The sequence below is a fragment of the Thalassospira lucentensis genome, from assembly GCF_032921865.1.
Taxonomy (GTDB): Bacteria; Pseudomonadota; Alphaproteobacteria; order Rhodospirillales; family Thalassospiraceae; genus Thalassospira; species Thalassospira lucentensis_A.
In genome coordinates, this window is sequence record NZ_CP136684.1 from 1,213,653 (window position 1) to 1,229,810 (window position 16,158).

General features: G+C 54.0%; 16 protein-coding genes. 6 read left to right on the forward strand and 10 right to left on the reverse strand.

Annotation, left to right across the window (positions count from 1 at the left end):
• Positions 1-150: 150 nt before the first annotated feature.
• Positions 151-615: an Lrp/AsnC family transcriptional regulator gene (locus tag R1T41_RS06140; protein WP_062951068.1), complete on the reverse strand. Its 465-nt coding sequence runs from the start codon at positions 613-615 to the stop codon at positions 151-153.
• Between the two features lie 151 nt (positions 616-766).
• Here R1T41_RS06140 and R1T41_RS06145 point away from each other — a divergent pair, with 151 nt between their 5' ends.
• From R1T41_RS06145 to R1T41_RS06160, 4 genes are all read left to right on the forward strand, one after another.
• Positions 767-1,792, forward strand: a complete 1,026-nt coding sequence (locus R1T41_RS06145) for a DMT family transporter (RefSeq protein ID WP_317340645.1) — start codon at positions 767-769, stop codon at positions 1,790-1,792.
• A complete protein-coding gene (locus tag R1T41_RS06150) occupies positions 1,785-2,735 on the forward strand; it encodes a DMT family transporter (protein WP_317340647.1) in 951 nt (316 codons plus the stop codon). Before R1T41_RS06145 ends, R1T41_RS06150 begins: the two co-directional genes overlap by 8 nt.
• A 27-nt stretch (positions 2,736-2,762) precedes the next feature.
• Positions 2,763-3,716 carry a DMT family transporter gene (locus R1T41_RS06155; RefSeq protein WP_317340648.1) on the forward strand — a complete coding sequence of 318 codons (954 nt, stop codon included), beginning with the start codon at positions 2,763-2,765 and terminating at the stop codon, positions 3,714-3,716.
• Between the two features lie 96 nt (positions 3,717-3,812).
• Entirely contained in the window at positions 3,813-4,574 is a 762-nt protein-coding gene (locus tag R1T41_RS06160) for an SDR family NAD(P)-dependent oxidoreductase (protein WP_097051655.1), read from the forward strand.
• A 73-nt stretch (positions 4,575-4,647) separates the two neighbouring features.
• On the opposite strand, the gene R1T41_RS06165 is transcribed toward R1T41_RS06160, so the two are convergent.
• Genes R1T41_RS06165 through R1T41_RS06175 form a run of 3 tightly spaced genes read right to left on the reverse strand, consistent with a single transcriptional unit; the run spans position 4,648 to position 6,315 of the window.
• Entirely contained in the window at positions 4,648-4,938 is a 291-nt protein-coding gene (locus R1T41_RS06165; RefSeq protein ID WP_209220577.1) for a 4a-hydroxytetrahydrobiopterin dehydratase, read from the reverse strand.
• Positions 4,939-4,980: 42 nt separating this feature from the next.
• The gene (locus R1T41_RS06170; protein ID WP_317340651.1) at positions 4,981-5,622 is read right to left on the reverse strand and encodes a uracil-DNA glycosylase family protein; all 642 of its coding nucleotides are present in this window, start codon (positions 5,620-5,622) and stop codon (positions 4,981-4,983) included.
• Positions 5,623-5,649: 27 nt separating this feature from the next.
• The gene (locus R1T41_RS06175) at positions 5,650-6,315 is read right to left on the reverse strand and encodes a glutathione S-transferase family protein (RefSeq protein ID WP_317340653.1); all 666 of its coding nucleotides are present in this window, start codon (positions 6,313-6,315) and stop codon (positions 5,650-5,652) included.
• Between the two features lie 336 nt (positions 6,316-6,651).
• Between R1T41_RS06175 and R1T41_RS06180 the strand changes: the two genes are divergently transcribed.
• Positions 6,652-8,052, forward strand: coding sequence for a leucyl aminopeptidase family protein (locus tag R1T41_RS06180; RefSeq protein WP_317340655.1), 1,401 nt, complete (start codon positions 6,652-6,654; stop codon positions 8,050-8,052).
• A 94-nt stretch (positions 8,053-8,146) separates the two neighbouring features.
• Positions 8,147-8,494, forward strand: a complete 348-nt coding sequence (locus R1T41_RS06185) for a MarR family winged helix-turn-helix transcriptional regulator (protein ID WP_062951051.1) — start codon at positions 8,147-8,149, stop codon at positions 8,492-8,494.
• Positions 8,495-8,818: 324 nt separating this feature from the next.
• Here R1T41_RS06185 and R1T41_RS06190 read toward each other — a convergent pair whose 3' ends face one another.
• The 6 genes from R1T41_RS06190 to R1T41_RS06215 form a co-directional block, all read right to left on the reverse strand.
• Positions 8,819-9,487: a LysE family translocator gene (locus R1T41_RS06190; RefSeq protein WP_114109411.1), complete on the reverse strand. Its 669-nt coding sequence runs from the start codon at positions 9,485-9,487 to the stop codon at positions 8,819-8,821.
• A 244-nt stretch (positions 9,488-9,731) separates the two neighbouring features.
• The gene (locus tag R1T41_RS06195; RefSeq protein ID WP_317340658.1) at positions 9,732-10,421 is read right to left on the reverse strand and encodes a hypothetical protein; all 690 of its coding nucleotides are present in this window, start codon (positions 10,419-10,421) and stop codon (positions 9,732-9,734) included.
• Between the two features lie 80 nt (positions 10,422-10,501).
• Positions 10,502-12,136: an ABC transporter ATP-binding protein gene (locus R1T41_RS06200; RefSeq protein WP_317340659.1), complete on the reverse strand. Its 1,635-nt coding sequence runs from the start codon at positions 12,134-12,136 to the stop codon at positions 10,502-10,504.
• Positions 12,137-12,147: 11 nt separating this feature from the next.
• On the reverse strand, positions 12,148-13,179 hold the full coding sequence (locus R1T41_RS06205) for an ABC transporter permease (protein WP_062960574.1): 1,032 nt from the start codon (positions 13,177-13,179) through the stop codon (positions 12,148-12,150).
• A gap of 2 nt (positions 13,180-13,181) precedes the next feature.
• On the reverse strand, positions 13,182-14,291 hold the full coding sequence (locus R1T41_RS06210; RefSeq protein WP_097051663.1) for a microcin C ABC transporter permease YejB: 1,110 nt from the start codon (positions 14,289-14,291) through the stop codon (positions 13,182-13,184).
• Between the two features lie 3 nt (positions 14,292-14,294).
• Positions 14,295-16,145 carry an extracellular solute-binding protein gene (locus tag R1T41_RS06215; RefSeq protein WP_231887008.1) on the reverse strand — a complete coding sequence of 617 codons (1,851 nt, stop codon included), beginning with the start codon at positions 16,143-16,145 and terminating at the stop codon, positions 14,295-14,297.
• Between the last annotated feature and the right edge of the window lie 13 nt (positions 16,146-16,158).

Here is a 16,158-nt window from a genome sequence, read left to right on the forward strand (position 1 = left end):
AGTTTGAAATGCGTTACCGCAACACGCCTGCACAACGATGGTTTAAAACGCCCAAAGGCGGCATTCTTGCGGCAAAATTGCCCGACATTTAGTCAAATATCAGGCAACTGGAATTATGTACTCCTACCGCTCAGAGTGTGACACAACCGATCACTTATCTCCATCAAGCGCCGCCGGAACAAAGCCGGTTTCTTTGGCCGTAGACAAGGCAATTTCCGGAATAACCTCTACCACGCCAGGGACTTCCTTGATAGTATCGGTCACAAAGCTTTCAAGATGTGCCGTATCGCGCAGCCGTAATTTCAACAGGAAATCAAACCGCCCTGTCATGTGATGGCATTCAAGAACCTCGTCCGCCTTGATCAGCGACTTGACCAGCTTCTTGTTTCCCTTGGCCGGATCGGTCCGTAACCAGACCATAGCGGTAAGAGCGCGACCGATGGCATGTCCATCAACTTCAACGCGGTACGCCTTGATCACCCCCTGCTCGCGCAGTTTACGTACACGGTCATTTACCGCCGAAACAGAAAGGCCGACCTTCGTCCCCAGTGCCGAATAAGACAAAGACGCGTCATCCTGCAAGATGTCGATCAACTTGCGATCAATGGCATCCATAAAACATCCCCCTGAAGAATTTTTATCAATATCAGACGATCTTACACGAAAACTGTGTGCGCATGAAACTTTCGGCCAACCTTTTGGATAAATGGTAGGACTATTTCACCGATCAAGGCTGGATTTTTTATAAAATCGGCCTTATTCGTTGATGATCATGCACCTTTTTCGTGTTTCTCCGGATGACGATGCGCTTCGCGGCGCCCTTTTAATGACCGGTGCTGCAATCCTTTTTGCGGCGATGGCAGTGCTTATCCGCTACATCACACGCGAAGTTCATCCGTTTGAAGCAGCCTTTTTCCGGAATCTGTTCGGGTTGATACCGATGATTCCCTGGATGTTGCGTGACCGGTTTGTTGGTCTGCGCACGCTTAAACTGAAACTGCATTTCATTCGGGCAGTGATCGGGCTGGCCGGAATGCTGTGTCTGTTCTCGGCCCTCGCAATCGCCCCTGCCGCACAGGTCATCGCGATCAATTTCACCGTCCCGATCCTGACCACCATCCTTGCAGCCCTTATCCTGCGTGAGACCGTCCGGGCGCGCCGTTGGTCCGCCGTGGTTCTTGGGTTTGTCGGCGCCATGATCATCGTGCGCCCGATTGGCCAAACTCTTGAAACCGGCGCAATTCTGGCCCTGTTGGCGACCCTGTTTACCGCCTGTGCCGTGACGACGGTCAAAATGCTTTCACGCAGTGAAAGTGCCAACGCCATCGTGACCTGGATGGGCATGATCATGACGCCCCTGTCTCTGATCCCGGCAATTTTCTATTGGCAGCAACCAACATGGCAGCAACTCGCCATCCTTATTGCTATCGCCATTCTCGCAACTGCCGGGCAGCAGCTTTTTGTGCGTGCCAATCGCGCGGCTGACCAGTCCTACGTCATGGCGTTTGATTTCCTTCGCCTGCCATTTGTTGCCGTACTTGCCTTCATCATGTTTGGTGAAACGGTTGATTTCTGGACCTGGGCCGGGGCATCGCTGATTATTGGATCAACACTTTACATCGCGCGACGCGAAGCTGTTCTGGCAAGGAATGAAAAACGCCGCCGCCGCATGCCGACAACAGCAGCAGCCGACTCACAGGCCATTCCGGTCACCAAGGCCAAAACCATCAATCCGCCTGAAGACACCCCAGAAGACAATACAGGAAACAGAACGGGCCGCATCGATGCGTAAGTGGTTCAACAGCCTGCCGCCCTATCTTCAGGCATCGGTTTTCGCCGTGATCGCATCACTTATGGCAGCCCTGTTTTCGGTCATTGTACGTATGGCGACCCGCGAGATTGATCCGTTGCAGGCGGTCTTCTTTCGCAACTTCTTCGGGCTTCTTTTTATCGCCCCCATCGCACTCAGGTCCGGTTTTGCTCGGCTGAAAACACACCGCATGCCGATGTTTCTGCTGCGTGCGTTCCTATCGATGGGTGCCATGAGCTTCTGGTTTTCAGCCCTTGCCTATATGCCGCTGGCCGAGGCGACGACGCTGAACTTTACCGTGCCACTTTTCGGAACGATCCTGGCTGCAATCTTTCTGGGTGAAACGGTCCGAAAATACCGTATCGCAGCCCTTTTTGCCGGTTTCGTTGGTGTCATCATCATCATCCGCCCCGGCAGCGAAACAATGCAACTGGCCAGCCTACTGCCGATTGCGGCGGCCCTCTGCATGGCAAGTGCCGGATTGACCATCAAGTCGCTGGCCAGAACTGAAAACAGCACCACCATCGTGCTTTACATGATGCTGCTGACCACGCCACTAACGCTGGTGCCCGCCCTTTTCGTCTGGCAAACCCCAAGCCTGCAGGTATTGGGGCTGATGGCGCTGGGCGCCTTTATCGCCAACATCACCCAGATTTGTAACACCAACGCATTTCGCATCTATGATTACAGCTTTGTCGTCGGGTTCAATTATCTGCGCCTGCCGTTTGTCGTCGTCATCGCATTGGTGATGTTTGGCGAAGTCCCCGAAATCTGGCTTCTGCCAGGTGCTGGTCTGATTATCGGATCCGCACTGTTCATTGCGCGTCGCGAAGCCAAACTTGCCAAAGAAGCCAAGCGGATCAATCGAGGCCCATCACCTGCGGCAAGTGATCTTGACCCGCCACCCACGCGCGAAAATCACTGATCGACCATTCAAAGGAACAAGTGTCTCATGAAAAACTGGTTCAAGAATCAATCCGCCCCGGTTCAGGCCAGTTTTTATGCCCTTTCTGCGGCCATCCTTGCCGCCTGCTTTACCCTGACAATCCGCTTTGCCACGGCTGAAATCCATCCCTATCAGGCGGTATTTCTGCGTTTCCTGTTTGGCCTGATAATGATTGCACCCATCGTGATGCACCGTGGCCTTGGCGAACTGCGCACGAAACGCCTGCCGCTTCTGGGATTGCGTGGCGTATTGTCGGCGGCCGAAATGTGCCTGTGGTTTATGGCCGTTCTTTATCTGCCACTGGCCGAGGCCACCACGCTGAACTTCACCGTGCCGCTGTTTGGCACCATTCTGGCAGCCCTGATTTTGCGCGAGACTGTGCGCATTCATCGCTGGCTGGCTGTTCTTGTCGGGTTTGTCGGTGTCGGACTGATCATCCAGCCGGGAACCGCTGCCATGCAACCGGCCAGTCTTTTGCCGATTGCCGCAGCCATCTGTATGGCAAGTGCCGGTCTGATCACCAAACGGCTGGTTGCAACCGAAGGTACAACCGCCCTTCTGTTTTATCTGATGCTGATCACAACCCCGGTATCCCTGATTCCGGCCCTGCTTGTCTGGCAAACGCCAAGCTGGCCGGTACTGGGCCTGATGGCGCTTGCCGCACTCATGATGAACGTCATGCAGGTGTGCAATGTCAAAGCCCTGCAGCTGGCTGATTACAGTTTCTTTGTCGGCTTTTCCTATCTGCGACTGCCGATCATTGCCATTCTGGCCCTGATGCTGTTTGGCGAAATTCCCGATATCTGGATATTGCCGGGCGGGGCACTGATCATCGCAGCAGCAATCTATGTTGCCCTGCGGGAGCGGAAAATCGGCAAATCCGTCACACCAACCGTCCCCGATATCGCAGCACAAGACCCGGTTGCCGCAACACCGGAAGGCCGACATTCGGGCCCCTGACACAACAAAGTCAAATGACCTTGCCCGATAAACAAATAATTTGGTATAGAATTACCTATTATTTTTCACCGGACTGGATACAGGGAATTTGAAGCCATGCAGGTCAAGGGATCCATCGCCATTGTCACCGGGGCTGCGTCCGGTCTTGGAGCTGCCACTGCACGTGTTCTTGCCAGCGCCGGAGCAAAAATCGCAGCCTTTGATTTGAACGAGGCCGGGGCCAAAGCCACAGCAGCCGAACTGGGTGGGATTGGTTATGGTGTTGATGTGTCGAACGCCAAAAGTGTCGAGGACGCGGTTTCGGATGTTATCGAAACACAAGGCATTCCATCCATTCTGGTAAACTGTGCAGGTATCCTGCAAGGCGAACGCATCGTCGGACGCGAAGGTCCGGCTGACCTTGAGGCTTTTGCGCGCGTGATCAACGTCAACCTGATCGGCACGTTCAATATGATGCGCGTTGCTGCCACCGCCATGAGTCGCAATGAACCGACCGAAGGTGGTGAACGCGGTGTTATTGTCAATACCGCATCCATCGCCGCCTACGAAGGCCAGATCGGACAAGCCGCCTATTCAGCATCCAAGGGTGGCGTAGCCGCAATGACCCTTCCAGCAGCACGCGAACTGGCCCGTCATGGCATCCGTGTTGTTTCGATTGCGCCTGGTATGTTTGGCACCCCGATGGTCACTGCCCTGCCCGATGAAATGCAGCAGGCGCTGGCGTCAAACATTCCCTTCCCGAAACGCCTTGGCGATCCGGCAGAATATGGCCGACTGGCCCTGCATATCTGCGAAAACGAAATGATCAACGGCGAAACCATCCGGATCGATGGCGCGGTCAGGCTGGAACCCAAATAAGCCCTGCTGCCACGAAAAACGCCCTGCCAGTCCCACAATGGCAGGGCGTTTTCTTTCTGACGCATCACGCAGCTTAATGCGATACAACCGTTTCGGCAAAGGTCGCCAAATCGATATCCTTTTGCGTCACGCCACCCGCATCATGCGTTGTCAGCGTAACCCCCACCTTGTTGTATACATTGAACCATTCCGGATGGTGGTTCATCTTTTCGGCCTGCATCGCAACTCGCGTCATGAAACCGAATGCCGAATTGAAATCGCCGAACATATAAATCTTGCCGATTGATAACCCGTCTTCTGCCAGATCCCATCCATCCAGCTTGGCAATTGCGGCTTCGATGGCGGTTTTGTCCAGTTTGCTCATTGTGACCTCCTGCATTTTTCGTTGCCCTATTGGACCATAAAATCAGTTTGTGCCCAACAACCGATGCACCCTGTCGCGCAAGACCGGTAAAAGGTCGACTTCGAACCACGGGTTCTTTTTAATCCAGCCGGTATTGCGCCAGCTTGGATGAGGCATCGGCAGCAATCCGTCTGGCAAATATTCGTCAAATCGATGCACCGTTTCAGTCATGCTTTTTGCACGGCGCGGGCCAAGATAACGTTCCTGTGCATATTGCCCGATCAAAAGTGTCAGGCCGATATCAGGCAAATGTCGTAACAATTCATCATGCCATGTCGGGGCACATTCGGGGCGCGGCGGTAAATCGCCGCCACGTTCAAACCGGCCAGGATAACAGAATCCCATCGGCATGATTGCAAGTTTGGCCGGGTCATAGAAATCCTCGACCGTCATTTGCAGCCAGTCGCGCAACCGGTCCCCCGATGCATCGTTCCATGGCAAGCTGGTTTCATGCACCCTCGTCCCCGGGGCCTGCCCGATCACAAGGATTTTCGCACCTGCGGCCATCCGCACAACCGGACGCGGCCCCAGCGGCAACGCACCTTCGCATATCCGGCAGGCCCGGACATTGACCAGAAGATCGTCGAGCGCCGGGTCATCACCCGGCGGATCGATTTCGGGAAGCTCGCCGGTCACTCCGGCCATTGCATGCTCCTGCTTTGTTGCTTCTGCCTATGTGTCGGAAATCTCGCCACCGGCGACCACCCATTCCTCGGCCAGAGCATCGCGATACCATTCGACCATCTCGGGAAGGCCAAGTATTGCTTCCATATAAGCATTGCCAACAGGATCAAGCGACACGCCATAAGTTTTGAAACGGGTTACGACCGGTGCAAACATCGCATCGGCAATCGAAAAATGACCGAACAGAAAATCACCGCCCTGCCCGTATTGGGCCCGGCAGGTTTTAAAAATCTCACCAATTCGCGCGATGTCCTTCTTAACACCCTCTCCCCGACCCCGGCCCGGCAGGCTTTTGCGTAAATTCATCGGCATATTGCTGCGCAATGCGGTAAACCCGCCATGCATTTCCAGTGAAACCGACCGCGCAATCGCGCGCACATCAAGATCAAGCGGCCATAGCATGGCATCTGGCCTGCTATCGGCGAAATATTCCAGAATGCTTAATGCCTCCCAAATGGTTTTGCGGCCATCAAACAGGGACGGAACCTTTTTGCTGGGCGAAAAAATCTCGGCCTTGGCATGCCATTCCTCGGTATAAAGCGGGATCAGCTTTTCCTCGAAATCAATCCCGGCCACGCGCAGACCAAGCCACGCACGAAGCGACCAGGAAGAATAATTTTTGTTGCCGATATAAAGAACGGGGCGCGTTTCCATTGCGGTATCCTTTATCAAACGGATGATGGTGGCAGACCACTATCGGGGCTTTCAAAATCCGGTTCAAGACCGTTGCATCGCTGATTTTCGTTTGCCGTTTTACCGTACCCGAACGTCTTCTTTTGCATATGGCAATGCCATGTCCCTTCGACGGCCAGAACAGATCATCATCCGCATGATATTTCCGCATACGGGGTTTTCTTTTGGGCGATTGCCGATTGACGGTGGCATCCGTAAGATCGGATTCATATCTCGCCGTAGGAAACGTTGTCGGCCACCCTGTCCATGGGTCTTCTCCCGGCAACGCCAACATGCCACCACAAGGGAAGTGTCAAATTGTTCGATCACATCATCGCGTCTGAAAAATCGTCCAACCCGATCCGCATTACGGCCGTCGCCGAAGCCGATTTCAAAAACTGGCTCGGCAAACAAACTAATGGTCATCAGGCATGGGTCAAATCTTCCGGCTATGAGGGCAAACGCGGCACCCATCTTGCCCTGCCCGGCGAAGCGGGCGCCTATCAGACCGTTGTGATCAGCTATGTCGATGATGCAAAAACCCAGTGGGATTTTGCGGCACTGCCCGGTGCGTTGCCTGCGGGCGAATATATCCTGACCGATGATGTCACGGAAAATGATGCAGTCTGTGAAAAGGCCGTTCTTGGTCTTTATCTTGGCGGATACCGGTTTGATCGTTACCGCAAGTCGGATGCCAGCACCGCCAAACGGGCCCTTTTTGCCATTCCGGCAAACGAGGCGGCCAAGCGTGCCGAGAATATCGCACGCGGCATTGGCCTTGCCCGCGATCTGATCAATATCCCGGCCAATGACATGGGCCCCGAGGAACTCGAAGCCGCCGCACGCCGCCTTGGCGAGGAATTCGGCGCAAAGGTCACCAGCATCGTTGGCGAAGATTTGAACAAGCGAAACTTCCCGGCGATCTATACCGTCGGCAAGGGCAGCGACCGCGACCCGCGCCTGATCGATCTGCGCTGGGGCGATGAAAGCGCACCCAAAATCACACTGGTCGGCAAGGGTGTCTGTTTTGATACCGGTGGCTATGACCTGAAACCGTCCAGCAACATGCTGCTGATGAAAAAGGATATGGGCGGCTCGGCACAGGTTCTTGGTCTGGCGCGCATGATCATGGCAGCCGGTCTTCCGGTTCGTCTGCGCGTTCTGATCCCGGCTGTTGAAAACATGGTATCGGGCAAGGCATATCGGCCAAGCGACATTCTTCAGACCCGCAAGGGCATCACGGTTGAAGTTGGCAATACCGATGCCGAAGGTCGGCTAGTCCTGTCCGATGCGCTGACCGAAGCCGTCGCCGAGGATCCGGAAATGCTTCTGGACTTCGCGACCCTGACCGGGGCGGCACGTGTTGCACTGGGCCTTGGTCTGCCTGCCCTGTTTTCCAATAACGATGATCTTGCCAATGGGCTTCTCGAAAACGGCCTGGCGCTGAACGATCCGATGTGGCGCCTGCCGCTGTGGGATGATTATCGCCCGATGCTTGATAGCAAGGCAGCCGACATGAACAACATTTCCGGATCGCCCTATGGCGGGGCAATCATCGCCGCTCTGTTCCTTGATCGTTTCGCCGAGGGCGCAAAAGCCTGGGCACATATTGACCTGATGGCGTGGAATCCTTCTGCCCGCCCGGGACGCCCCGAAGGCGGTGAAGCCCAAGGCATTCGGGCTGCTTTCAAGCTGATCGCGGATCGTTACGGAAAGTAAACGTTCAGTTTTTCCCAATTAGACCTTTGACATCTGTGCAGGGGTCAGGTAGACAGATTACGTATTCGTAACAAATTAATTGTTGGGCACAGGCATGTCGATCGAGATCAAACCGTCTCAGGCGCTTGACCTTTGGCGTATCGCGATTGTGGAAAGTGTGCGTCGGGACTCTCCCGACCTATCGGCCCGCCAGATGGCCCTTATGCTAACTGTTTACCTGACCCCGGCCCCGCATACCGTGCGTGGCCTTTCGGATGCACTTAACATCTCCAAACCGGCCATTACACGTGCACTTGACCGCCTCAGTTCGCTGGGTATGGTCAAACGCAAGGTTGACGAGGACGACCGTCGCTCGGTCCTGATTCAGCGCACGGTAAAGGGTTCCGTTTTCCTCCGCGAATTCGGCGACATTATCGTCGCTGCCGGCAAGAAAACCGAATAGCCGAGGCTTTCGAGCCAAGTTTTTTCGGGTGTCACTGCCATCGGCAAGCAGAATTCACCCGGTTTTTGGCAGCCAAGAATTGGCAAGAGTGCGGAATTCCGCCAAATGGGGCAGATTTTCTGTCCCATCCTTTCTTACCCCACCTTCCCACACGTAAGAATAGCCAACAAACAGACCAGTTGGTTTGTTCAGAGTTTTTGCGTCCGGGCATTTGATCTTTGATTTAATCTTTTGATATCAAAAACTTATATCGAAACACCCGCGCATAGAGCCGCAACATACACTCCGTGACACAAGAAGTTTCTGCTTACCCCAGATTTCGGCTTAACGGGTCTTGGCAATACTTTCCGGCATGTCAATCAAGGACAAAAGCAGGGCCGCAACAATCAAAACACCGCCGCTGACACGGCCAATTGTGTTTTTCCCACCGCGTTTTATCAGCCAGGGCATCAGACGGGCGGCGCCCATCGCATATATCATTACGAATGTGTAATCAAAAATCACAAAGGTGGTTCCAAGAATCATCAACTGCGGCAAAAGTTCCGCCGACGGATCGATGAATTGCGGAAACAGTGCTCCGAAAAAAGCAATCGCTTTCGGGTTGCCGGCTGCGACAAGGAAGCCTTCGCTGAACAGGCGACGTTTGCGCACGGGCTCAAACCCCGATGCTGAATTCATTTCGATATCGTTACCATCATTTCCTGCCTTGGATTTGCGCAGGATCGCTGTCACGCCGATAACAAACAGGAAAGCAACACCGCACCATTTGACAACACCAAACGCCGTCGCCGAAGTCGCAAGCAACGCCCCCAGACCAACCGCGGCAATCACCATCTGGATCATGTTGGCGGTCACATCGCCAAGTGCCGTAATCATTGTCGGGCGAGGACCATAACGCAACGAATGTGACATCCCGATCAGAACACTTGGACCCGGTGTCGCCACCATAAGTGATACCAGTGCGCAAAAGCTGAGCCATGTTTCAATCGGCATTTCAATCCCCGGGTCACATCAAACGCCCTCGGAATATCACGCTCAAGCTCTCGAACAAGTGCACTCTGCGCACGGCTGGCATCCACCAGACCAAGTGCACAGGGAGTCACCGCCCCTGCCACATACAACCCGGTTCAAAACGCGTTGTATGGGAATGGACCAATCCGCAAAGATCGTTCAGGAATGGGGAGACAAATCATATGGCAAACGGCCACAAGGCATGCACAGGATTTGCAGGAGCGTCTCACCGCCCAGGCTTTTTATCACCTGGCCAATTGTCATAGAACTTGCGCACCTGGACCGAGCGGATGGCTTCTGGTGGCACAATGCCCCGTGCGGTCGATAAAAGCCGGTTCTGAAGAGCGGCAAAATAGCGATTGGTCGTTGGCGGAAATGGAGAGAATGGTGGTTCGGATTTGATTTCCTCAACATTTTCCTTTGCCGCTTCGGCCGCTTCTTTTTCCGCTTCGAGTTCTTCTGGCGTTTTGGGCGGTGGCGGCGCGATCAGTTCCGGTCCGTTATAGACAAAGCCACGTTTGCCTGCCTCGAGCTTGTCATACCGGTTCTGGGTATCACGATACATGATGCGCTGAAGATCACGCAGAAAAGCGTTCTGAAGTTTGGGCTCAGCCTGTTCGAGGATGGCACGGTCCGCCACCGACGACGCCTCCAGCCAAACATGAAACACCATCTGCCGGATTGCACCGACCTTTGGCAAAACCACGGTCAGCGCAATTGAATCCGACTGGATTACCGTTTCGGGAATCTCGGGTTCCTTTGGCCCACTGCTCTCGGATGTGGCGTCCCCGCCATGTCCGCCACCAGACGCATGCGCGTCTGGTGCCAGCAGCAACATCAACCCCATCGATACCGCCGACAGCGGCATGACAAGCCAGTTCCTGAATCCTTTCGGGTTTTTTCCCGGTTCGGTCATGAACACTCGCTTCCAGCCCGTAATTGTACCATGGCATTGCCCGACGAACGCGGTGAGCCCTTGTCAGGTTCCCGTCGGACTTAGCTTTGCACGAACTCCGACCCGGCTGCACGCAAATCAAGTGCCGCAGCCAACAATGCCTTTGTATAGGATTCCTTCGGATTTTCAAAGACTTCGTCGGCATTTCCGCTTTCGACAAGCCGCCCGCCCTTCATCACCATCACCCGATGCGAAAGAGCGCGCACCACACGAAGGTCATGGCTGATAAACAGATAAGCCATCTTGTGGCGCGCCTGAAGATCACGCAAAAGTTCGACAATCTGTGCCTGTACCGACATATCGAGTGCCGATGTCGGTTCATCAAGAACCATGAAACGCGGTTTTAAGACCAGTGCACGCGCAATGGATATGCGCTGGCGCTGCCCGCCAGAAAACTCATGCGGATAACGATCCATGGCGTTCACCGGCAAATCGACTTCGCGCAACGCCTCGGCAATGCGTTCAGTGCGTTCCTGCCGGGACATTTCCGGGTTATGGATTTCAAGCCCTTCGCCGACGATCTGGCTGATCGACATACGCGGGCTCAGGGATCCGAACGGGTCCTGAAACACTACCTGCATGTCGCGACGTAATGCGCGCAAATCACCCCCGGAAAATTGCCGGACATCTTTACCATCAAATCGAATATCGCCGGTCGATGACAGCAGACGCAGAATTGCCATCGCAAGTGTCGTCTTCCCCGATCCACTTTCGCCAACAATGCCCAATGTTTCGCCCTGTTTCAGGCTAAGCGAAATATGATCGACCGCATCAAGGTAATATTCCGGGCGGCCAAGCAGCCCCTTCTTGCCAATCGGGAACCTTACCAGAATGTCATTTGTCCGGATCAGTTCCTGAGCATTGTCGGGCAAAGGTGGCGCATTGCCACTTGGCACTGCCGCCAGAAGCTTTTGGGTATAGGGATGCTGCGGATTGTCAAAAAGCCCGCGGCCCGTGCCGCGCTCGACCACCTCGCCATCCTTCATCACACAAACATTATCGGCCATTTTCTGCACGATCTGAAGATCGTGAGTAATCAGCAGCAACGCCATACCAAGCTTGGACTGCAGCTCTTTTAGCAACTCAAGGATTTGCGCCTGAATGGTCACATCAAGAGCTGTGGTCGGCTCGTCGGCAATTAGCAATTCGGGTTCGTTCGCCAGTGCCATCGCAATCATTACCCGCTGGCGCTGGCCGCCTGATAATTCATGCGGCAATGCCTTCAATCGCGACGCCGGATCGGGAATACCCACCAGATCAAGCAGTTCAAGAATGCGTTCCCGCGCCTTGCGCCCACGAAGCCCCTTATGAAGCAGCAACACTTCCCCGATCTGCTTTTCAATATTATGCAGCGGGTTTAACGATGTCATCGGCTCCTGGAAAATCATCGCGATCCGGTTTCCCCGAATCTTGCGCAGGATTTTCGCATCCGTGCCGATCATTTCCTGCCCGTCAAAGATGATCGAACCGCCCGGATGGCTTGCCCGCGGATAGGGCAGCAATTGCAGGATCGAAAGTGCGGTCACCGATTTACCCGATCCGCTCTCGCCAACAAGCGCCATTGTCTCGCCGCGCTTCATGGCAAACGAAACACCCGTGATCGCCGGAACCCCGGCAAAACTCGCCGAAAGGTCCTTTACCTCAAGAAGCGGCTGTGTCGATTGATTGGTCGTCATAACCGTTTCCTTTAAAATGTCTTGCGCGGATCAAAGGCATCACGCACCGCCTCGCCGATAAAGATCAGAAGGCTCAGCATAAGAGCAATCGCAAAGAACGCCGTCATGCCAAGCCACGGTGCCTGAAGGTTATTTTTCCCCTGCGCAAGCAATTCACCAAGCGACGGCGAGCCGGGCGGCATGCCAAGCCCCAGGAAGTCAAGCGATGTCAGCGCCACGATCGAACCGTTCAATACAAACGGCAGGAATGTGATCGTCGCCACCATCGCGTTTGGCAGCACATGACGATACATGATGCGATAGTCGGTCATGCCCAATGCACGCGCGGCCCGAACATATTCAAAATTACGTGCCCGCAGGAATTCTGCACGCACAAGACCCGTCAAACTCATCCAGCTAAACAGCACAAGAATGAACAAAAGCGTCCAGAAACCCGGCGCAAACAGGCTGGCCAGAATGATCAGAATGAACAACTGCGGCAATCCGGCCCAGATTTCGATCACACGCTGGAAACCAAGATCGACCCAGCCGCCAAAATAACCCTGCACCGCACCAGCCGCGATCCCGATCACCGAACTGATCGCGGTCAGAGCAAGACCAAACAGGATCGATATCCGGAACCCGTAAATCAGACGCGCCAGCACGTCACGCCCAAGGTCATCTGTTCCCAGCCAATGACGGAATGATGGCGGGGCCGGCTGTGCCTCGCGCATTTCGAAATCAATAGTGTTGTAGGAAAACGGGATTGGTGGCCAGATGGCGAAACCATGTTCTTCGATCTTGCCAAGGATATAGGGATCGTAGAAATCCGTTTCGACGTCAAAATCCCCGCCATAGGCAGTTTCAGGATGATCTGACAGGATCGGGACGTACCAGTTGTCGTCATATTTGACAAATATCGGTTTGTCGTTGGCCACCAGTTCGGCAGCCAGACAGATCACAAACAGGATCGCAAAAACAACCAACGACCAATAGCCACGCCTGTTGGCCCGGAAATTTGCCATGCGGCGTTTATTCAGCGGCGAAAGAATGATGTTACCCATGATCAATTCTCCCGCGCTTCAAAGTCGATCCGCGGATCAACGAAGTGATAGCTGAGGTCACTGATCAGGTTCAGCACAAGACCAAACAACGTAAACAGATAAAGTGTCGCAAACATCACCGGGTAATCACGCTTCATCACGGCTTCAAAACCAAGCAACCCAAGCCCGTCGAGCGAGAAAATCACCTCGATCAGGACCGAACCGGTAAACAACAACCCGATCAATGCACTCGGAAAACCGGCAATGACCAGCAACATCGCATTGCGGAACACATGCCCGTAAAGAACCCGCTTTTCCGTCAATCCCTTGGCCCGTGCTGTGACCACATATTGTTTGTTGATTTCATCAAGGAACGAGTTTTTCGTCAGCATCGTAAGAGTGGTGAAGCCACCAATGGTCAGTGCCGTAATCGGCAATGCCAGATGCCAGAAATAATCCGCAACCTTACCCAAAAGCGATAATTCATCAAAATTCGATGATGTCAGCCCCCTTAACGGGAACAGATCGAAATAGGTTCCACCGGCAAAAACCACGATCAACATCACGGCAAAAAGGAAGCCCGGAATGGCATAACCGACAATGATCGCCGCCGATGACCAGACATCAAAATTTGATCCGTCCCGCACGGCTTTGGCAACGCCAAGCGGCACGGAAATGATATAGATGATCAATGTCGACCATAGGCCAAGCGATATCGAAACAGGCATCTTATCGATGACGATATCGACCACGTCGCGATCCTGAAAATAGCTTTGGCCGAAATCGAACGTCAGATAATTTTTCATCATCATCCAGAAACGTTCATAAGCCGGTTTATCAAAACCGAACTGCTGTTCAAGCTGAGTGATGATTTCAGGATCAAGTCCCTGTGCCCCGCGATAGGTCGAGGTGGAGGAAAAATTGTTCCCGCCGCCGGCACCACCGCCGCCACCGCTATCCGCACCCTGATTGCTGATGCGGGCAGTTGCGGCAACATCGGTGCCCTGCAACTGGGCAATCATTTGCTCAACTGGTCCACCCGGTGCGAATTGCACAATGGCAAAGTTCAGCACCATGATGCCAAACAGTGTAACCGGGATCAGCAGAAGGCGACGCAGGATATAGTTCAGCATGGCCTAATACCCCCCTTTCCGGAGCTGTCGCGACTTTTCGGGATCAATCCACCATGTCATGACGGATGATCCCTTAAGTGGCACCACATCAGGTCTTCCGAACACATCCCAATAGGCCATCCGGTCCCCGCCAAGATAATATTGCGGGATCACATAAAATCCCCACTGCAAAACGCGATCAAGTGCACGCACACGCTGCACAAGGCTTTCGCGGCTGTCGGCATCCACAACCAGATCGATCAGTTCATCAATAACCGGGCTTTTGATACCCGCAAAATTGCGACTGCCGGGTTGGTCGGCGGCTTCGGATGACCAGAAAATCCGCTGTTCGTTCCCCGGTGAAAGGCTTTGTGTCCACCAGAAAGTCGTCATATCGAAATCATAGGCCTGAATGCGATTGACCCACTGCCCGGTATCGATCAGGCGAATGTCCATGGTTACGCCAAGCTGGCGCAGGCGCGCCTTCAGAACCAGCGCGATCTTCTCGAGCCCCGGCTGGCGGATAATCAGCTCAAACCGGAACGGTTCACCGGTCTTACTGTTGACCAGCTGCATATTGCGCAATTCCCAGCCCGCATCCTGTAAAAGCTGCATCGAATGGCGCAATGCTTCGCGTCGGCCATTGGGTGCATCAAAGTTCGGCAATTGTGGTGGCTGGGTAAACAGTTCCGGTGGAAGCTGGCTTCTGAATCCTTTCAGGATATCAAGCTCCTCGCCCTGCGGCACACCGGTCGCTGCCAGTTCGGAATTGGCGAAGTAGCTGACATTGCGTTTATACGCGCCATAGAACATCGCACGGTTCAGCCATTCGAAGTCAAACGCATATTGCAGGGCTTCCCGTACGCGGATATCGGCAAATTGCGGTTTACGCGTATTAAACACATAGGCCTGCATGCCATTCGGCAGATTATCGGGCAGAAATTCCTTCTTGATCTGGCCATTCTGGACTGCGGGCGTGTTGTATGCCGTACTCCATTCGCGCGAAGAGTGTTCGCTGCGGATCATATATTCCCCGGCAAAGAACGCCTGACGTTGCACATCGGGATCAAGATAGGTGTCAAACCGCAACGTATTGTAATTGTTGCTGCCACGATTAACCGGCAGATCCTCTGCCCAGTAATCCTTGACCCGTTCATAGGTAATCCGGCGACCGGATTCGAAATCACGGATTTTATAGGCGCCGCTACCTACCGGAATATCAAAGGTGGTTTTGGAAAAGTCCCGCCCTTCCCAGTAATGCTTCGGCATAATGGCAAGCTCGGCCACGATCATCGGCATTTCACGGTTGTTGCCCGGTTTGAAATCAAACCGGACTGTCAAATCGTCAATCGCCTCGACCTTTTCGACCTGGGCGTAATATTGCCGATAAACCGGGCTGCCCTTTTCAATCAGGATATTGAACGAAAACACGACATCTTCGGCGGTGATGTCCGTACCATCCTGAAACCGCGCGCGCGGATCAAGGTGGAAAATGGCAAATGACCGATCCGCGGGATATTCAATGCTGCGTGCAATCAACCCGTAAAGCGACGAAGGCTCGTCCGCACTAGATACCATAAGGCTGTCATAGATCAGGCCAAGCCCGCTGGCAGCCGTGCCTTTAAGGGTATAGGGGTTTAATGTGTCAAACGCGACGATAGAGCCCTGCACAAGCGTCCCACCCTTGGGGGCATCCGGATTGACGTAATCGAAATGCCGGAAATCAGGCCCATATTTCAAATCGCCATAAAGCGATATGCCGTGTGAAACGGTGGTCAGGGGTTTAAGCTGCTCCTCATCAACCCGCACGGTCGGTGCGGCTGTAATATCGGGTTTATCGCCATTCTGTGCCATCGCTGCCGTAGAAACCGTCAACGATGCTGCGAAT